Source organism: Wolbachia endosymbiont (group B) of Villa cingulata (assembly GCF_964028285.1).
Classification (GTDB): domain Bacteria; phylum Pseudomonadota; class Alphaproteobacteria; order Rickettsiales; family Anaplasmataceae; genus Wolbachia.
Genome location: NZ_OZ034766.1, coordinates 725,855 through 744,066, shown reverse-complemented (window position 1 = coordinate 744,066; position 18,212 = coordinate 725,855). Strand labels below are relative to the sequence as shown.

Below are 18,212 nucleotides of genomic sequence, written 5' to 3'. Positions count from 1 at the left end.
AAGTTGGTCTTTTTCATAAGAGTAAATGGATTGATGGAAAAAAGGAGTGGTAAGGCTCCTTGCACTACAAAAACATTTGCAGGAGAAACTATGAGAAAAAGAACATTAACTTGCCGATACGAGCCAGATGAATTAGCGGAACAACATCTAGCAGAAGCCTATGAGCTGTTACTTAGGTATGCGGTAAAAAGAAACAATGAAAAGAAGATAAAGAAAAATGATAACAGTGGCCTTATATGCAAGAGTTTCATCGAAGAGTCAAGCGCAGAACAATACAATAGAGAGTCAAATTGCCGAGCTCAAGCATAGAATTGCTGCAGATAAGCATGAGTTATTGAATGAGTATGAATTTAAGGATGATGGGCTTAGTGGGTGGAGTTTAGAACGTGAAGGTTTAGATGCATTACGTGATAAAGTAGGAGAAGATCAAATTGATAAAATTTATATTCATTCACCTGACCGACTATCAAGAAAATCTGCACATCAAATGATACTACTTGATGAATTTGAAAAAGCAGGAGTAGAAGTAATCTTCTTAAATCATAAGACTGAAAATAATCCAGAGTCTAAATTGTTATTGGGAATGCAAGGATTAGTGGCAGAATATGAGTGTACAAAGATTATGGAACGTAGTCGTAGGGGAAAACTCCATAGAGCAAAAAAAGGCTGTGTAAGTGTAATTGGCATTGCACCTTTTGGTTATAATCGTATAAAGCATGTAGATAGAGAAAAGACAAAGTTTGAAATAAATGAAGAGGAAGCAAAAATAGTAAAGCAGATATTCATGTGGGTAGGGCAAGAGAGAATAAGTATAAGGGAAGTGATACGTAGACTAAGAGATAAGTCAATTAGAACAAGAACTGGAAAGAAGGTGTGGTGTCCAATAATAATTTGGAAGGTATTAAGAAATCCAGCATATAAAGGACAAGCAGCGTTTGGTAAATTAAAGAGGGTTGAAAGAAGAGAAAGAAATAAACAAAAGGTTTCTATCTGTCGCACAGATGAGGACAGCTGGATTTATATACCAGTACCAAAAATAGTTGATGAAGGGTTATTTAATAAAGTACAAAAGCAACTGGATGAAAATAGAAAAAGAGCAAGGATGCAGAGAGAGGGAGGAAAAAAGAAATATCTATTACAAGGTCTAGTTGTGTGTCAAAACTGTGGATATGCGTATAGTGGTGCACAATGTGGAGTTGAGGGAAAAAAGTTTAGCTATTATCGCTGTAGTAGTACTATACGTATTACTGATGGTAGGGAGAAGTGTACTAATAAATTGGTCCGTACAGATATGTTAGAAACAGCTATATGGGAAAAGGTGAAAAATTTACTAAAAAACCCAGAGATAATAAAAAATGAGTATCACCGTAGAATTGCAGAAAATAAAAATGATGAATCATCAGATAAGAAGTTTGCAAGAAGGGAAAATCAAATAAAACAAGGCATCGAAAAGTTAATGGAAGACTATTATAGTCAAGAAAATGTAGGAGATAAAGGATATATAAGTGAGGAAGAATTTAAACAGACGATGAAAAGAATGAGGGAACGCTTAAGAGGGATAGAAGAAGAGAAGAAAAAGGTAGTTGATCAAAAAGCAATAGAGAAGGGAATGAACCTTATCATCAACAGTATAAAGAGTCTTTATACTAGTATAAAATCGAACTTGGAACAGCTAGATTGGCAAACTAAGCGTGGTATCATTAAAGCATTAGTAGAACGAATTCAGATTAGTCATGACCAGGTAGAGGTGGCATTTAGAATCGAAGAACCAGCCCAGGATGGAGAGATTTTTAATTTGCAACATTGTACTGGACGTCATGACAATAAGAGTATTTATCCTTTAGAATTAATTAAGAGAAAATTTTTTCTCGACTTGTTGTATAATTTGATAAAAGTGATCAAAATCTAAGCTTGCACTACCAATTAAAACTCCTAATAGATTTGGAATACTGAGCAAGTTTCCTATATTTTCTGAGCTGACTGAGCCACCATATATAATGTGTTTTTTACCAGTACACAATTTTATTATCTCTATCACCTCAGCAATTGCGTCATTATTTGGCACATTTCCTGTTCCTATTGCCCATATCGGTTCGTATGCTATGGTATATTCACCTTGTGTTGGCAAACGGTTTTTGCATTGATATTCTATTACTTCTTTTGTTTTTTTATTTTTATAATCTTCTGAGTTTTCACCTACACAGATGATTGGGTGTAATCCTGATTCTATTGCTGTTTTCGATTTAAGTTTTATTTCACTATCTTTTTCATGAGCCCTTTCAGAATGTCCAAGTATTACGTAACTACATCCTAGTTCCTTCAACATTCCTGCACTAATTTCACCTGTGTAAGAACCGAACTCTTTATGATGGCAATTCTGTCCTCCTATTTTAATATTGTTGTTCAACTCTATATTGCTTGGAAATGATGTAAAAGGAGGGCAAATTACTAATTTAGAGGTAATTTCGTTGCTCTTGTTGTTAAGTTTGCCTATAAAGTCAACAAATGAAGAACGTGTTCCATTCATTTTCCAATTTGCTACTATTAAAAAGGACATCAACTTTACTTGTATGGATAAGAGTGCCGGCTGTCGGACTTGAACTGACAACCTACTGATTACAAGTCAGTTGCTCTACCAATTGAGCTAAGCCGGCATTAAATACACTGACAATATACAATTATTGATGAATTTTCGTCAACTAATTTTTAAAATACTGCATACTAAGATCATATGAAAAAATTTTCACTGAAGCCAAAAAAGAGTCTAGGGCAAAATTTTATTTTATCGAATGAGATAACAAAAAGAATAGTTGCCTTAGCTGGTAGCCTGAAAGATTTTAATGTTATTGAAATTGGTCCTGGGTATGGTGCGTTAACAAGAGAAATATTGGCGTATAATCCAAAGTTTCTACTTTCTATAGAAAAAGATAGTAGTTTAGTGAAACATCACGAACAATTGCTAAATGAGCATCAGGGAAAATATAGAATTATAGAAGCAGATGCACTTAATGTTGTAGAAAAAGAGCTGGTAGAATGTCCAGTCAAAGTCATTGCTAACTTGCCTTACAATATCTCAGTAGCGTTATTTTTAAAGTGGTTAAATAATATAAAATTTTTTACGAATTTGACGTTAATGTTCCAAAAGGAGGTAGCAGAGCGTATTACAGCAGAACCTAATTCTAAAGATTATGGTTCCCTATCAGTGCTAAGCCAGTTACTATGCGACATAAAAAAGGAATTTGATATTGAACCTAAGGAATTTTTTCCAAGACCAAAAGTATATTCTTCAGTAATTACAGTAAAACCTTTACCCACTCCAAGATTTGCAGTAAATTTAGAAACCTTAACAAAGCTAACACGTGCTGTGTTCGCTCAAAGAAGAAAGATGCTGAGAAATAGCTTGCAAAGTATAACTAGTGATGTCTCAACTACTCTTGAGAATGCTAAACTGAGTGGAGACGAACGTCCAGAAAGCTTAACTATTGAGCAGTTCTGTTTGCTAGCAAATAATATAATTTTGCGATAAATATATTAGGAGCTACATACCTCTTCTATCCTATTTTGATCTAAAAATAGCTGGAGCCAGGCTAATTTTGCAAAAGCTCTATTGCAATTTCATTAATTGGCGTATAAGCTTTAAATAAAGCATATGAAAAAAATGGAAGCTTGTTATTCGTTTGACGATGTACTTCTCTTACCGGCCTATTCTGATGTATTGCCTCGTGATGCAGACACAAGAACTTATCTAACAAATAATATAGAACTAAATATCCCTCTCATATCCTCTGCAATGGACACTGTCACTGAATCAGGCTTTGCAATAGCTATTGCCCAACATGGTGGAATAGGTTGCATACATAAGAATTTATCAATAGATGAACAAGTGTTAGAAGTAAGAAGGGTGAAAAAATATGAAAGCTGGATCGTGTATAACCCAATTACAATTTCCCCAGATAAAACAGTTGCAGAAGCAGTTTCATTAATGAGAGAGTATAATTATTCCGGCATTCCTGTAGTTGATCAACGCAAGTTAGTGGGAATTTTAACTAATCGAGATGTGAGGTTTATTGAAGACCAGAACATGAATATAAAAGTTTCCGAGGTAATGACAAAAGATAAGTTAGTAACAGTTCGAGAGCAGGCAGTAAACAGCGCCTCAGCAATGAAATTGTTGCATGCAAATAGAATAGAGAAGCTTTTGGTTGTTGATGAAAATTCTTGTTGCATAGGTCTAATCACAGTTAAAGACATCGAAAAATACAATAGATATCCAAATTCATGTAAAGACAGTAAAGGTCGACTCAGAGTTGCCGCTGCAATTGGTACTGGTAAAAAAGACGGTATAGAAAGATGTGAAGCTTTGGTCGAAGAAGAAGTTGATGTGGTTATTGTAGATACCGCTCACGGTCATTCCCAGAACGTTATCAGCACTATTAAGGAAATAAAAAAGATGTATCCGAATACTCAATTAATCGGCGGAAATATCACAACAACAGAGGCTGCTGAAGCGTTGATTGATGCTGGTGTTGATACAGTGAAAGTTGGAATAGGGCCAGGATCAATTTGTACTACCAGAATAGTTACAGGCGTTGGTATGCCACAATTCTCTGCGATCAAGAATATTGCAGAGGTTTGTAAAACAAAAAACGTCAGACTAATTGCTGATGGTGGAATAAAATATTCGGGAGATGTTGCAAAAGCTATTGCAGCTGGTGCTGATACTGTGATGATAGGTTCAATCTTTGCTGGTACTGAGGAAAGCCCAGGTGAGATTATCATGTATAAGGGTAGAGCATATAAGGAATATCGAGGAATGGGATCTATTAGTGCAATGAAACGAGGGTCAGCTAGCCGTTATTTTCAAGATTCAAAACTTGATTTAGTCCCACAAGGAGTAGAAGCAAGAGTTCCTTTTAAAGGTCCAGCTTCAGGAGTGATCTGTCAGTTAATTGGTGGGTTGCAAGCTGCAATGGGTTACACTGGCAACCGTAATATAGAAGAGATGAAAAAAAACTGCAAATTTGTCACTATTACTTCATCAGGGTTAAGAGAAAGTCATGCTCATGATATAATCATTACACAGGAAGCTCCAAATTACGCTTACCAAGCATCTAATTTATCATCTGATTCAGAGTAAATACAATCCCCTTTTGAGTGTGTCATTTCAACACTGGTACACAATTGTATAAACATATTAATATTAAGAGTCAAAAAGATGTCATCTAAGTGGCTGACACTGGAAAATCGATTGTAAATAAACTGACTACATAAAATTTTTGATCAAAATCAGTGCTATAAGTTGGAATAGCAACTTAAGGTAGATTGCCAGCTTAATATATTTTGATAAATCCAAATTATTTTAGCTATAAGAGAGCTTTGCTTTTTTGCTCCATTAGAATTGGCTTACTTTTAGTGATTCATGGAGTTAAAAAAGTCAGCATTGCTCTTTGTTAAAAGTAGTTTGTCACGTAAAAACTCCATTGCTTCAACAGATCCCATAGGGTTAAGTATCCTACGCAATACCCATATTTTATTTAGTATGGCCTTATCAACTAATAGCTCTTCCTTCCTTGTTCCGGATTTTGTAATATCAATAGCAGGGAATATACGTTTATCAGCAAGTTTTCTATCTAGTATAATTTCAGCATTACCTGTGCCTTTAAACTCTTCAAAAATAACATCATCCATTTTTGAACCAGTTTCTATAAGGGCTGTAGCGATGATTGTCAAAGAACCACCATTTTCAATATTACGAGCTGCTCCAAAAAAGCGTTTTGGTCTTTGCAGCGCATTTGAATCTACACCACCGGTTAGAACCTTTCCAGACGAAGGAATGACTGCATTATAAGCACGTGCAAGGCGAGTTATAGAATCAAGCAAAATCACTACATCTTTTTTGTGTTCAACCATTCTTTTAGCTTTTTCTATTACTATTTCAGCAAGTTGGACATGACGGTAGGCAGGTTCATCAAATGTAGAGCTTACCACTTCACCCTTTACAGAGCGTATCATATCTGTCACCTCTTCGGGTCTTTCATCTATAAGTAATACTATTAGTTCTATTTCAGGATGATTTGTAGCTATAGAGTGAGCCATTTGCTGAAGCAATATCGTTTTTCCTGTACGAGGTGGAGCAACTATCAATGCTCTTTGTCCTTTTCCAAGAGGTGTAACTATATCTACAGCACGCATGTTTATATCTTTTTTATTATCTCCGCTACTGTTGTTTTCAAGGATGAGGCTTTTTTCAGGATAAAGCGGAAGCAAATTATCAAAATGGACGTACTTTCTCAATTCACTGATTTCAGTAGAGTTTATACTTTGAACCTTAGTTAAAGTAAAATATCTTTCCTTATCACCAGGTGGCCTTATTTCTCCACATGCCATATCTCCTGTACGTAAATTAAACTTCTTTATTTGGCCATTGGAAATATAAACATCATCGGTACTTGGAGCATAATTTGCACTTGATGAACGTAAGAAACCAAAACCATCAGGCAAGATTTCCACTACTCCACTTCCTGTGGTTATGCCTCCTTCTTCACTCATTTTCTTCATTAAACTGAATATCATTTCCTGTTTTAGCATCCTGCCATTGCCTTTACCACTAGTTGAAATTTTTCTTTCTTCAGCTAGCTCTAACAATTCTTCTGCTGTTTTCTCTTTCAATTCGCTCAGGTCCAACGTTTTCTTGTTTTTTTCAGCACCTTCACTGGTCATTTGTTTTACTGCGTCAGCATTATGAATTTGTTCGCTTTTTTCAGGTTGACCTACAACCTCTCCTTTTGCTAAGACATCTTCATTGATTGTTGTCATAATCCTCCAAAAATTTTAATTGATGCTTACTAACCTAAAATGTGAATATAAAACAATAAATTAGGCTGAGCTAGTTTTTAGTGCGTATTTAGACTTAATTATTATTAAACTAGATACTTTACTTACATTATACTGATAAAAACTAACAAGTCAAGTCAATTTAATATTAACAAAGTACAAGAATTTGAGAATCATCAATAGCTATTATTTATATTTTTTAATCTTTGTTTCTTCTCTTCTTCTACTTTCGCTTTTTCTACTTCCGCTTCTAAATTTTCCTGGCTACATAAACCAAGTAGTACAGGATCTTGAGGTTTGATATTGAGTATGTTATGATGAGATCTATCTCTTACCTGCTCAACTGTGTAATTTGTTGTACCAACTAGCTTAGCTATCACATTATTGTTCAAGATAGGAAATTTTTTTACCAAATAATAAATCGCATTAGGTTTATCTCTACGCCTTGCTGTGGAAGCAAAGGCAAGAAAGCTAATCGTCTTTGCCCTTTTTTTCATATTTTTTATAATCAAATTTGGTACACGATTTGGATTTTTTTTGCAATTATCGATTTCTTTTTCAGTAATTATTTCAGAAATAATAAGGTCATACTTTTCAACTTCTATTTCCTCATCAGCTATGTCTTGTACTTTTTCAAGGGATAACTTGCAACATTGTGCTATTTGATCAAAAGTTAAGCTAGTGTTATCAACCAACCAAGCAGCTACTTGCATGAGAAATTGTTCATTTCTATCTTTATTGTCTTTAGAAGATTCCATTGACATCGAAAAAACATCTCCCATTTTAATATTCCTTTAGTGTTATAGAAATAAAATATAAACCATTAAAACTAAAAAAGCATTAACTTTGTCATCCAATGGCTTTTTGGTTTATATTTCTTATCTCTTAGAACCTGTTCATAATCTTTTGAGCAGGGAACTCTTGTCTTGCTAACAGATTTTATATCTAAGATAATCTTCAAAGTTATTCCCTTCTCCACCTAATGCTTAAGCTTAAAACACCAGATGCTTTTTTCAAGATACAAGATAGTCTCTAACTTTTGGACGTCTAACAGTAAGTTCTGAGACAGAAATTCCATCAACTGTTATTGGGTTATTAAGTGTTATAGCTTGCATGTTCCTCCTTAAAAAGCTAATTAAATAAAAATCTATATCGGCTTTTACATAACTAATTTCTTTGTTATAACTATGGTGCTATAAATAGGATTAGCTTTGATAAGAATCTTTCCTATGTTCAATTGAAGTAATTGACCTTACCCAGAAAAAGTAGACAGAAAGTTAAGACGTTTTTGCTATGAGAATGATGAATCAAAAAGCTCAGGAATGCAATAGTTAATAGTAGAATGTCTACGCTGTTTATTATAAAAAATTTCTATATATTCAAATATTGCGGTTTTAGCTTGTTGTGCAGAGTGTTGTGAAGTATCAATGAGTAACTCTCTCTTAAGTGAACTAAAAAAGCTCTCTGAAACAGCATTATCATAACAACAACCTTTGTGACTCATACTAGAAGTAATATTTTTTGTACTTAGTAAAAATTGATAATTTTTAGAGGTGTATTGCGATCCTTGATCGCTATGAAATAGTAGATTTTTAGCAGATTTGCGCCTACCAATAGCCATGAATAACGCATCTATAACTAATTGCCTATTTACTGCATTACTCATTGACCAGCCAATCACCATGCGTGAATATAAATCTATTATTGCTGCCAAATATAACCATCCTTCATTAGTTTTTATGTACGTAATATCAGTTACCCATATCTTGTTAGGTTGATCAGCGATGAAATTCTGATTTAATATGTTAGGAGTTATAACTCTATTGTCTATTTGTGGTTTTTTACTTTTAAACTTTCGTCTAAGCTTAGCTTGAATGCCATTTTTCTGCATAACATTTTGCACTGTTTTGATGTTATAATTTTTACCTAAAGCCTTTAATTCAGCGTGAATTTTAGGAGCTCCGTATCTGCATTGTGATGCTCGATATACCTTCTGAATATCTTGTATGAGCTCTTCTCTTATTGATTTTTTGTTGTTTTTTTCCTTAGTAATCCATTTATAATAACCACAAGCAGATACGTTCAAAAATCTGCATGATTCCCGTATTTTATAGCATTTTTTATGTTCTTTTATAAAAGAATATTTTACTCTTTTTGGTTTGCAAAATATCCCAGGGCTTTTTTTAAAATGTCTCTTTCCCTCGTTACTCTTGCCAGCTCTTTCTTTAAATCAAACTTTTCTTTGTCACAATGAGCTACTTTCCCTTTTCCTGGAAACGCATCTACTCCAGACATTCTATCATTGTATGTTTTTACCCATCTGCTTAATGAATCACCGCTAATACCCAAATCTCTTGCTATTTTTGCTGATGATTGACCTGTTTCTTTTACTAGTCTTATAGCTTCAATTTTGAATTCTGCTGTATATTCTTTTCTTTTTGTCATACCACACCTCTTTGAAAAAACGTTTTATTTTACTTCAAAAACGTCTTAACTTTCTGTCTACTTTTTCTGGGTAAGGTCAGACATCTAGGAACTGATACAGCGCATTGCTATGGCGGTTTTCTCGCAGTTCTGTCTGCTTGGTGTGAAGAGAACAATATTCCCTACCAAGGTGTTAATGTTAAAACTATAAAACGCTTTATAACAGGCAAAGGCAATGCAAGTAAGAGTGAAGTTATTGAAGCGATACGTGAAAAAAGTTTTTTACCTAGAGATGATAATGAGGCCGATGCTTTGGCATTAATGTTCTATATTAGTAAAGATATTAATAAGACGAAAAATCCATAAAAAGTGGGTCCTTTCGGCCATACTGGCGGGTTTGGTGGGTTTGACCCCAGGCCTTCTTTAGCGTCAGAGATATTTTGAATATTAACTTTTTAATTATTAAGATATGAATTTAGCAATCCACTACTATCCTGTTGAAAACCTCGTCGAATATAAGCGTAATCCTCGTAAAAATGATGACGTAGTAAACAGAATGTGTGCTTCTATTCGAGAATTCGGTTTTCGTATTCCAATAGTTGCAAAAAGCGATGGAACTGTGGTTGATGGTCATTTAAGACTTAAAGCAGCAAGAAAACTTGGTATGGAGAGTATTCCAGTTGTTTTAAGTGATAATTTAAATGAACCACAAACCAAAGCTTTTCGATTACTGGCAAATCAATCAGCTAATTGGGCAAAGTGGGATGATGATCTTTTAAAGGTAGAAATTCAAGAGTTAGAAGATTTGCAGTTTGATCTTAAAATGACTGGATTTGAATTAGAAAAAGTTCAAAACTTTCTTGATGATTTAGATGATGAAAAAGAAGATCTTTCTGACTTAGTTGTTGATGACAAAAAGGTAGAAATAACAAAACCAGCTGATCTATGGATTTTAGGTGATCATCGAATCTATTGTGGTGATAGCTCTTTAGTTGAATCATATAAAGCGGTATTAGATAATAAAATGGCAGATATTACCGTATGTGATCCTCCATATAACGTTGATTACGGTAGCAGTCAGGAGAGAGAAGAGAAAAAAATATTAAATGATAATCAAGGTGAAAAGTACGAACTTTTTCTCTACGACATCTGTTCCCATATTTTAGCATATACGAAAGGTGCAATTTACATCTGCATATCATCATCAGAGTTTTCAACGTTACAAAAAGTATTTGAGGAAGCGGGAGGGAAATGGTCAACATTTATCATTTGGGCAAAGAATCACTTTACGCTAGGAAGATCAGATTATCAAAGACAATACGAAGCAATGCTCTATGGATGGAAAAGCGGCAATAAACGTGAGTGGCATGGAGGTAGAAATCAAAGTGACCTGTGGTTTTATGACAAACCAGTGCATAACTCATTACATCCAACAATGAAGCCAGTAGAGCTAATGGAAAGAGCAATAGTTAATAGCAGTAGATCAGGAGACATAGTACTTGATCCATTTAGCGGCTCTGGAAGTACACTGATTGCATGTGAGAGAACAGGAAGAATTTGTAGGACAATAGAGCTAGATTCAAAATTTGTAGATGTAACCATAAAACGTTGGCAAGTATATACCGGAAGAGATGCCCTTTTAGCCAGTACTGGTAAAACTTTTGCAGAAATTCAAGAAGAAAATTCGTAAAAAGGAGCAAAGGAGGAAAAGAGTGGAAAAAATCACACAAACGGAATGGGCAAGAGAGATAGGAGTATCAAAGCAATATGTCTGTTATTTAGTAAAAAAAGGAATAGTTGAGTTGGAGGATGGTTTGATCGACCGAGAGCAAGCAAATGAAGCGGTAGCAGCAATAAGAGATCCAAGTCAGCCACTGAGGAGGAAAAATCCAGAAAATACAAGTAACCTTTCCACGATGTTGCTAAAAACTAGAATAAAAAATGAAATGGAACGAGGTAAACTGCTTGAGGCAAAAGCTAAGGCTGAAATAGGAGAACTTGTAGCAGTAGAGGAAGTAAAGCGCGATGCATTTAACGTAGCAAGAGTTGTCCGTAATAATTTGCTTAATATTCCAAATAGAGTTTCAGCGCTGCTTGCATCACTGAGTGACACTGAAAAGATTCATATGGCGCTAACTGAAGAGATTACAAACTCACTCGAAGAATTATCTAACACTAAATTTCAAATATAAAAAGATTTTGAATATAAAATGACTGATAACTTAAGTTTAGAATTAATAAAGTGCCTCATTAATCAACCAGGGGTAGATATAAACATTAGAGGATCAAACGGAAAAACCCCACTACATTGCGCTATAGAGTTTGATGAGTTAAGTATGGTAGATCTGCTACTCACAAAAAAGAATATCAATCCTTTTGTAGAAGATAATGATGGCAAAACATCTCTTGATTACGCCAAAGAAGGGAAAAAAGCAGAAATATTACAAGCATTAATCAATCACAAATACGGATCAGAACAAGATAGCTTACTTCATTTAGCTGCAATGATAGGTGAAGTTAATGCAGTTAGATATTTGATCAGAAAAGGTATTGACGTTAATGTACGAAATGCTTTGCATCATACGCCATTACATCTAGCAGCAGGCATAGGACATGAGAATGTTGTCAAAATTTTAGTGGAAGAAGGAAACGCTGAAATAGATGTCTTTGATGCACGAAATCAGACACCAATGCACTATGCAGTTAATAATAAAAAGTTGGAGATAGTAAAGTTACTGCTAAAGCTTGGAGCAGATGTAAATAGTGCACGCATGGGACAAAACTCAATGAAATTGTCGCCTGTTCATATAGCTGTAAGTAATACTAATTATGATGAAAGGGATTTATGTCTTGATATTCTCAAATGCTTAATAAAGGAACCTAATGCTCAAGTTAATTTGCAAGACTACGAAAATAAAACACCACTACATTACGCTGAAAGACTTAAAACAATAGAGGTCTTACTAACGCGAGAAGATATAGACCCTCTGGTAAAAGACGATAGCGGCAAGACACCATTTGATTACGCTAAACCTGAGATAAAGAAGGCTTTGATGAGTAATAAATACGGTTCTGAAAAGAATAGTCTACTACATTTAGCTGCACAAAGAGGAGAAATTGAGCTTGTAGAGTCTATCTTAAAAGAAGAAATCGATATTGATATTGTAAATAATAAAGGTTTATCACCGGTTTACCTTGCTGCGGAAAAAGGGCATTTACATGTAGTAAAGTTATTGCTGAAAAAAGGAGCAAATTATACACCTGTTTTACATTTAGCAATTAAATCAAACAATTTAGAGTTACTTAAAGTTTTATTTACTGAAAAAAATGGTGCATTGCTCTGCAGAGATACCGTTATTAATTTTCCAACCCTTCATAATAAATATATAGCACAGAGAGAAATAGCAGATAAAAGGATGAAAAAACACAATAATATTATCTGCATCTGTATTACAGTTAGCGCAGTAGCAATGGCAGCATATATAGGTTTAACAGCAACAACAATAAGCAGTGCAATCATTTTTGCAACAACAACAGGGATATTTGCACTTATTATAGCAATAATGATAAGTGAGGTGAGCAAAAGATATATAGAAAACGAATTTCAGAAAAAGATGTTTATGGAACTGGAGGAGTGTAGTTCTACTGTTAATGACGTTGAGTTAGAACCAATTACTAGTAGATGCAGACAATGATATACGCTAGAGCTTTTTCTGAAGGTTTAAGACCAGATCCCCAGCTTAAAGTGTCAGAGTGGGCAAATGAGTATCGAGTTTTAGCACCAACTGCAGCATCAGAGCCAGGAAAATGGAGAACAGAGAGAACTCCTTATTTAAAAGAGATCATGGATTCACTTTCTCCGTCCTCACCAGCAGAAAAAGTAGTATTCATGAAAGGAGCACAGATTGGAGGAACAGAAGCTGGAAATAATTGGATAGGCTATATTATCGATCAAACACCAGGTCCAATGCTAGTAGTACAGCCAACAGTTGAAATGGGAAAACGTTGGTCAAAAGGAAGATTTGCGCCACTGATTGAAAGTACACCATGTTTAAAAAGTAAAGTAAAAGACCCAAGATCAAGAGATTCAGGGAATACTGTACAAAGTAAGGAATTTCCAGGTGGAATAGTAGTAATAACCGGAGCAAACAGCAGTGTAAGCCTCCGATCTATGCCAGTAAAATATCTCTTTCTTGATGAAATAGATGCATATCCAGGAGATTCAGGAGGTGAAGGAGATCCAGTACTGCTCAGTATTGCACGAACTAATACATTTGCACGGCGAAAGATTTTTTTAGTATCAACACCAACGATTCATGGAATAAGCAGAATTGAAAAAGAATTTGAAGCGACAGATAAGAGATACTTTTTTGTTCCATGTCCGCATTGTAATTACTATCAAGTTTTAAAATGGTCACAAATAAAATGGGAAGATAAAAATCCAAATACAGCACACTATATATGTATAGAATGTGGTAAAAAGATAGAAAATCATCAAAAGACAGAGATGCTAGATCGTGGAGAATGGAGACCTACTAATAGAGTAAAAGGTGAGAAAAAAGGATTTCATCTTTCAAGTCTTTATAGTCCAGTTGGTTGGTATAGTTGGCAACAAGCAGTAGAAGATTTTCTCCATGCAAAAGAGAGTGAACAATTACTGAAAGTTTGGATAAATACTACGCTAGGAGAAACTTGGGTAGATAAAGGAGAAGTACCAGACTGGAAGCAATTATTTAACAGAAGAGAATTTTTTCCCGTAGGCACAGTACCAAAAGGTGAAGTGGTTCTCACAGCAGGAGTAGATGTCCAAAAAGATCGCTTAGAAGTAGAAGTTGTAGCCTGGGGAAAAAGCCGTGAAAATTGGTCAATAGACTACCGAGTATTTGAAGGTGATACTGGAGGAGGAGAAGTATGGGGAAAACTTTCAGAGTTACTCAACCATCATTTTATCGGTGAAAATGGGCTTGAATACATGATAAGCATGATGGCAGTTGATGCGGGATATGCAACACAAGAAGTATACAATTGGGTAAGAGGTCATCAAGGCTGTGGAAGAGTAATGGCAGTGAAAGGTGTAAATAAAGCGCTAGTGCCGCTGAGTAGCCCAAGTAGAGTTGATATAACAGTTGGTGGTCAAAAGCTAAAGAGAGGAATAAAGCTATGGCCAGTTGGAGTATCGATATTAAAATCAGAGCTTTTTCAATTACTTAATATTTTGAAAGAAGAAGAGGGAAAAGCTCTACCTGGATATTGTCATTTTCCCGAGTATGCACCTGAATATTTTAAACAGCTAACGGCAGAGCAATTAGTCAGCAAGGTAGTAAAAGGATACACAAAACAGGAGTGGCAAAAGGTAAGAGAAAGAAATGAAGTATTAGACTGTAGGATTTATGCAAGAGCAGCATCGATAGCACTGGGAATAGATAGATGGCCAGAGAGTAAATGGAATAGTTTAAGTGAAAAACCAGAAAGTAAAAAATCAAAGAAAATAGTGAAAAGCAAATGGATCAGCGAGTAGTAAATGTATAACGAAGATTATCTAATTCAAGTTGAACAAGCAATAAAGAAGCTTCAGAGTGGCGAAAGAGTGGTATCAATTGCATATGGTGACCATGTGGTGAGATATGCTGAAGTTCAGATAAATGATTTGCTCAGCCTCAGACAACGCATCAAAGGTGAACTAAAGATTGCTGGAATGAAGCCTAAACGAAAGATTATTTTTGCAACAAATAAAGGAGTTATATGAGGGAAAATTTTCTGAGAAAAGTTGTAAAAGAGGAATATTCTGAATTTTTAGAGCAATTAAAAACTTTTATAAAACTATGGGAGAATAGAGAGAGTCCAGTAAATGGAATAATAGATTTGTCACATTGGCAAGAAAATGTGAATTTTAAGCTAGACAAAGAGAATGGTATAGTTGGAGTAATTCACAAGGCAACACAAGGGCTAAAATATGTGGATTCAAAGTATGCGAAGAGAAGAAAGAAAGCTGAAGAAGAAGGATTACTCTGGGGAGCATATCATTTTGGCACAGAAGGAAACGGCAAGAATCAAGCTGATCATTTTCTAAAAACGGTAGGCGAAAGCAAAAATACCATACTTGCGCTGGATATTGAAGAAAACAAAAGTGGCAAAAATATTGCAGTTAAGCAAGCTGAGGAATTTGTAAAGAGAGTTGAAGAAGTAACAGGAAGATTACCCCTAATTTATGGCAGTAGCTATTTTCTTAAGGATTTTGCCACGCCAACTTTGACAAAATGTCCATTATGGATAGCAAGCTGGAGAAAAGAGCTCACATTACCAAAAGGCTGGAATGATTGGATTTTATGGCAATATACTGACGGTAAAACAAATCCAGAGCCACATGAAGTAGAAGGAATCGGAAAATGTGACAGAAATAAATTTAACGGAACTTTGAAAGAATTAAGAGAATTTTGGTTAGTATGATGCTGAAAAATTTCAAACAACTATTTAGTAAGCCAAAAATCAAAAGTTCTGCTTGGGATGCGTCAGGCTCAGGAAGAAGAGTGATGTATTGGCAAGGAGAAACAGGAAGCATAAATAATTTACTTTCTCAGAGCCTTGGGCACTTACGTAGCCGCTCTCGGGATATGGTAAGAAAAAATCCATATGCAGCAAATATCATTGATACAATAGTAAGTAACTCTATTGGAACAGGAATAAAACCACAATCAAAAGCAAGAGATGGAGAATTTCGAAAGAAAGTGCAAGAATTATGGCTAAAATGGACAGATGAAGCAGATAGCTGTGGAATAAGTGATTTTTATGGATTACAAGCTCTAGTATGCAGAAGTATGATAGAGGGAGGAGAATGTTTTGTACGTTTAAGAACGAGAAAGCTGGAAGATAGATTTTCTGTGCCATTACAACTGCAAGTACTTGAGTCTGAACATTTAGATAATAAAACAAATCAAACTTTAGGAAATGGTAATGTAATAAGAAACGGGATTGAGTTTAACAAGCTTGGGCAAAGAGAAGCATATTACCTATTTAAAGAACACCCTGGTGAAGGCTCGTTTGGTGAATCAGTGAGAGTGCCAGCAAATGATGTTTTACATATTTATAGACCATTAAGACCTGGGCAAATCAGAGGGGAGCCTTGGCTTTCTAATATACTGCTGAAGCTTTATGAGCTTGATCAATATGATGATGCAGAGCTGGTGAGAAAGAAAACTGCAGCAATGTTTGCTGGATTTATTACGAGACTCGATCCAGAAGCAAATATCATGGGAGAAGGTGAAGCAAGTGAGCAAGGAGTAGCACTATCAGGTTTAGAGCCAGGAACAATGCAGCTTTTAGACCCAGGAGAGGACATAAAATTTTCAGAGCCATCAGATGTTGGAGGAAGCTATGAAGCATTCATGAGACAGCAACTGAGGGCAATAGCAATAGGTACAGGAATAACATATGAGCAGCTAACAGGAGATTTAACAGGTGTTAATTATTCATCCATTCGAGCAGGGCTGATAGAGTTTCGCAGAAGGTGTGCAATGTTACAGCATAACGTGATAGTGTTCCAGTTTTGTAGACCTATTTGGAATAGATGGCTAGAATTAGCAGTACTTTCTGGAGAACTTCGTATAGATGAAAAAGTAGTAAAAGCAGCGAAAGAAGAAGTAAAATGGATACCACAGGGATTTGATTGGGTGGATCCTCTTAAAGATCAGCAAGCACAGCAAATGGCGGTAAGAAATGGCTTCAAGAGTCGCTCAGAAGTAGTTTCAGAAATGGGTTACGATGTAGAAGAAATTGACCAAGAAATAGCAGAAGATCAAAAGCGTGCTGATTCTTTTGGACTTTGTTTCGATTCTGATGTTAATCATAAAAGGGAAGGAAGGTGATGTGGATAAATAAACCAGTAATGGTAGAGAGAAGAAGCTTTGAACTACTATCATTATATAACAGCAAACAACCTATCTTTAAAAACTTAAAGCATTTTCATATAAACCCAAAAGGAATAGCAATAATACGTATTTATGGAGTTTTGACTAAAAAAACAGAAGCTTTTGATCATATTTTAGACATGACTTCGTATGAAAATATTCATGAAGAGATAGAGAGTGCTTTAGAAGATAAAAGCATAGAGACGATTCTACTTGACATAGACAGTCCAGGAGGGGAAGTAAACGGTGTCTTTGACCTAGCTGATTTTATTTATGAATCAAGAGCAAAAAAGAGAATTATTGCAATAGCAAATGATGATGCATGTTCTGCTGCGTACGCTATAGCCTCTAGCGCTGAAAAGGTATTTGTGAGTAGAACTTCAGGAGTAGGAAGTATTGGAGTAATAGCAAGTCATATAGATCAAAGTAGATTTGATGAAAAGCAAGGTATTAAGTACACCACAATCTTTGCTGGTAGTCGAAAGAATGATTTAAACCCACATGAGCCAATGACGTCTGAAAGTCTGGAAAGCTTACAAAAAGAAGTAGACCGACTATATGAAATGTTTTTGCAGCTAATAGCAAGGAACAGAGGTCTTTCAATTGAAAAGATTCGATCAACAGAGGCAGGGCTATATTTTGGGGAGAAAGCAGTAGAAATAGGTCTTGCAGATGGAGTTACAACATTTTTTGAATTTATCAACAATCATAAAAGTAGGAGTGTTAGTATGACAACTATTGAGGAGAACTGTCGTAGAGAAATTTTAGAGATAATAAGATTATGTAATGTATCAAAGATGCCAGAAAAGATAGGAGAATTTATTGAGCAAAGCGTAAGTGTTGAGCAAGCAAGGGAGGTTTTGATGGAATTACTTGCAGAAAGAACGAAGAAGACAGAGATACTGAGTGCAGTACCACAGAATTCGCAGGAAGATTTGATGACACAGGTAGCAAGAAGTCGTAGGAGTTAAAGTATTTTTATAACCGCCGTATATAGTGCTCTGCGGTAAATAAGTGTCCAAAATGCGCCATAATGGCTAATTATAAGGT

The 18,212-nt window shown here is 35.3% G+C and carries 17 protein-coding genes, 1 tRNA gene and 2 pseudogenes; 13 read left to right on the top strand and 7 right to left on the bottom strand.

All coding sequences use genetic code 11. The annotated features are described in order from the left end of the window. The first annotated feature begins 33 nt into the window (after positions 1–33). Both ABWU52_RS03885 and ABWU52_RS03880 read left to right on the top strand, forming a co-directional pair. Complete coding sequence (locus ABWU52_RS03885; protein WP_353276213.1) at positions 34–309, top strand: hypothetical protein; 276 nt, start codon at positions 34–36, stop codon at positions 307–309. After that, a complete protein-coding gene (locus ABWU52_RS03880; RefSeq protein ID WP_353276211.1) occupies positions 218–1,909 on the top strand; it encodes a recombinase family protein in 1,692 nt (563 codons plus the stop codon). Before ABWU52_RS03885 ends, ABWU52_RS03880 begins: the two co-directional genes overlap by 92 nt. Here the strand turns inward: ABWU52_RS03880 and ABWU52_RS03875 are convergent. Continuing rightward, positions 1,847–2,557, bottom strand: coding sequence for a triosephosphate isomerase (locus tag ABWU52_RS03875; RefSeq protein ID WP_353276209.1), 711 nt, complete (start codon positions 2,555–2,557; stop codon positions 1,847–1,849). The genes ABWU52_RS03880 and ABWU52_RS03875 overlap by 63 nt on opposite strands. Positions 2,558–2,581: 24 nt before the next feature. Continuing rightward, a tRNA-Thr gene (locus ABWU52_RS03870) sits at positions 2,582–2,654 on the bottom strand. 77 nt (positions 2,655–2,731) lie between these two features. Between ABWU52_RS03870 and rsmA the strand changes: the two genes are divergently transcribed. Further along, complete coding sequence (rsmA, locus tag ABWU52_RS03865) at positions 2,732–3,526, top strand: 16S rRNA (adenine(1518)-N(6)/adenine(1519)-N(6))-dimethyltransferase RsmA (RefSeq protein ID WP_353276207.1); 795 nt, start codon at positions 2,732–2,734, stop codon at positions 3,524–3,526. Positions 3,527–3,649: 123 nt separating this feature from the next. Next, positions 3,650–5,137 (top strand): IMP dehydrogenase, encoded by a 1,488-nt coding sequence (guaB, locus tag ABWU52_RS03860; RefSeq protein ID WP_353276205.1) that lies wholly within the window; start codon positions 3,650–3,652, stop codon positions 5,135–5,137. Between the two features lie 272 nt (positions 5,138–5,409). On the opposite strand, the gene rho is transcribed toward guaB, so the two are convergent. The 5 genes and pseudogenes from rho to ABWU52_RS03835 all read right to left on the bottom strand — a co-directional run bounded on the left by rho (position 5,410) and on the right by ABWU52_RS03835 (position 9,279). Then, positions 5,410–6,816: a transcription termination factor Rho gene (gene rho, locus ABWU52_RS03855; RefSeq protein ID WP_010402274.1), complete on the bottom strand. Its 1,407-nt coding sequence runs from the start codon at positions 6,814–6,816 to the stop codon at positions 5,410–5,412. Positions 6,817–7,010: 194 nt separating this feature from the next. Further along, positions 7,011–7,616 (bottom strand): cell cycle transcriptional regulator TrcR, encoded by a 606-nt coding sequence (locus ABWU52_RS03850; protein WP_353276203.1) that lies wholly within the window; start codon positions 7,614–7,616, stop codon positions 7,011–7,013. A 240-nt stretch (positions 7,617–7,856) separates the two neighbouring features. After that, positions 7,857–7,949: pseudogene (locus ABWU52_RS03845) on the bottom strand (phage tail assembly protein); the annotation flags it as partial. 176 nt (positions 7,950–8,125) lie between these two features. Further along, on the bottom strand, positions 8,126–9,004 hold the full coding sequence (locus tag ABWU52_RS03840; RefSeq protein ID WP_353277659.1) for an IS3 family transposase: 879 nt from the start codon (positions 9,002–9,004) through the stop codon (positions 8,126–8,128). Next, complete coding sequence (locus tag ABWU52_RS03835) at positions 8,980–9,279, bottom strand: transposase (RefSeq protein ID WP_064085359.1); 300 nt, start codon at positions 9,277–9,279, stop codon at positions 8,980–8,982. Before ABWU52_RS03835 ends, ABWU52_RS03840 begins: the two co-directional genes overlap by 25 nt. Before the next feature lie 78 nt (positions 9,280–9,357). Between ABWU52_RS03835 and ABWU52_RS03830 the strand changes: the two are divergent. From ABWU52_RS03830 to ABWU52_RS03790, 9 genes and pseudogenes are all read left to right on the top strand, one after another. After that, positions 9,358–9,624: pseudogene (locus ABWU52_RS03830) on the top strand (Holliday junction resolvase); the annotation flags it as partial. Between the two features lie 103 nt (positions 9,625–9,727). Beyond that, entirely contained in the window at positions 9,728–10,948 is a 1,221-nt protein-coding gene (locus ABWU52_RS03825) for a DNA modification methylase (RefSeq protein ID WP_264735621.1), read from the top strand. Between the two features lie 22 nt (positions 10,949–10,970). Beyond that, a complete protein-coding gene (locus ABWU52_RS03820) occupies positions 10,971–11,450 on the top strand; it encodes a hypothetical protein (protein WP_353276201.1) in 480 nt (159 codons plus the stop codon). An 18-nt stretch (positions 11,451–11,468) separates the two neighbouring features. Further along, positions 11,469–12,953, top strand: a complete 1,485-nt coding sequence (locus tag ABWU52_RS03815) for an ankyrin repeat domain-containing protein (protein ID WP_353276199.1) — start codon at positions 11,469–11,471, stop codon at positions 12,951–12,953. Further along, positions 12,950–14,776, top strand: coding sequence for a phage terminase large subunit family protein (locus ABWU52_RS03810; protein WP_353276197.1), 1,827 nt, complete (start codon positions 12,950–12,952; stop codon positions 14,774–14,776). Before ABWU52_RS03815 ends, ABWU52_RS03810 begins: the two co-directional genes overlap by 4 nt. A 3-nt stretch (positions 14,777–14,779) precedes the next feature. Further along, complete coding sequence (locus tag ABWU52_RS03805) at positions 14,780–15,004, top strand: gpW family head-tail joining protein (RefSeq protein WP_114517459.1); 225 nt, start codon at positions 14,780–14,782, stop codon at positions 15,002–15,004. Then, positions 15,001–15,705 (top strand): glycoside hydrolase family 25 protein, encoded by a 705-nt coding sequence (locus ABWU52_RS03800; protein ID WP_264686595.1) that lies wholly within the window; start codon positions 15,001–15,003, stop codon positions 15,703–15,705. Before ABWU52_RS03805 ends, ABWU52_RS03800 begins: the two co-directional genes overlap by 4 nt. Beyond that, positions 15,702–17,120: a phage portal protein gene (locus ABWU52_RS03795; protein ID WP_353277712.1), complete on the top strand. Its 1,419-nt coding sequence runs from the start codon at positions 15,702–15,704 to the stop codon at positions 17,118–17,120. Before ABWU52_RS03800 ends, ABWU52_RS03795 begins: the two co-directional genes overlap by 4 nt. Then, positions 17,120–18,133: a S49 family peptidase gene (locus ABWU52_RS03790; RefSeq protein WP_353276194.1), complete on the top strand. Its 1,014-nt coding sequence runs from the start codon at positions 17,120–17,122 to the stop codon at positions 18,131–18,133. The genes ABWU52_RS03795 and ABWU52_RS03790 overlap by 1 nt, the downstream gene beginning before the upstream one ends. Positions 18,134–18,212: the final 79 nt, after the last annotated feature.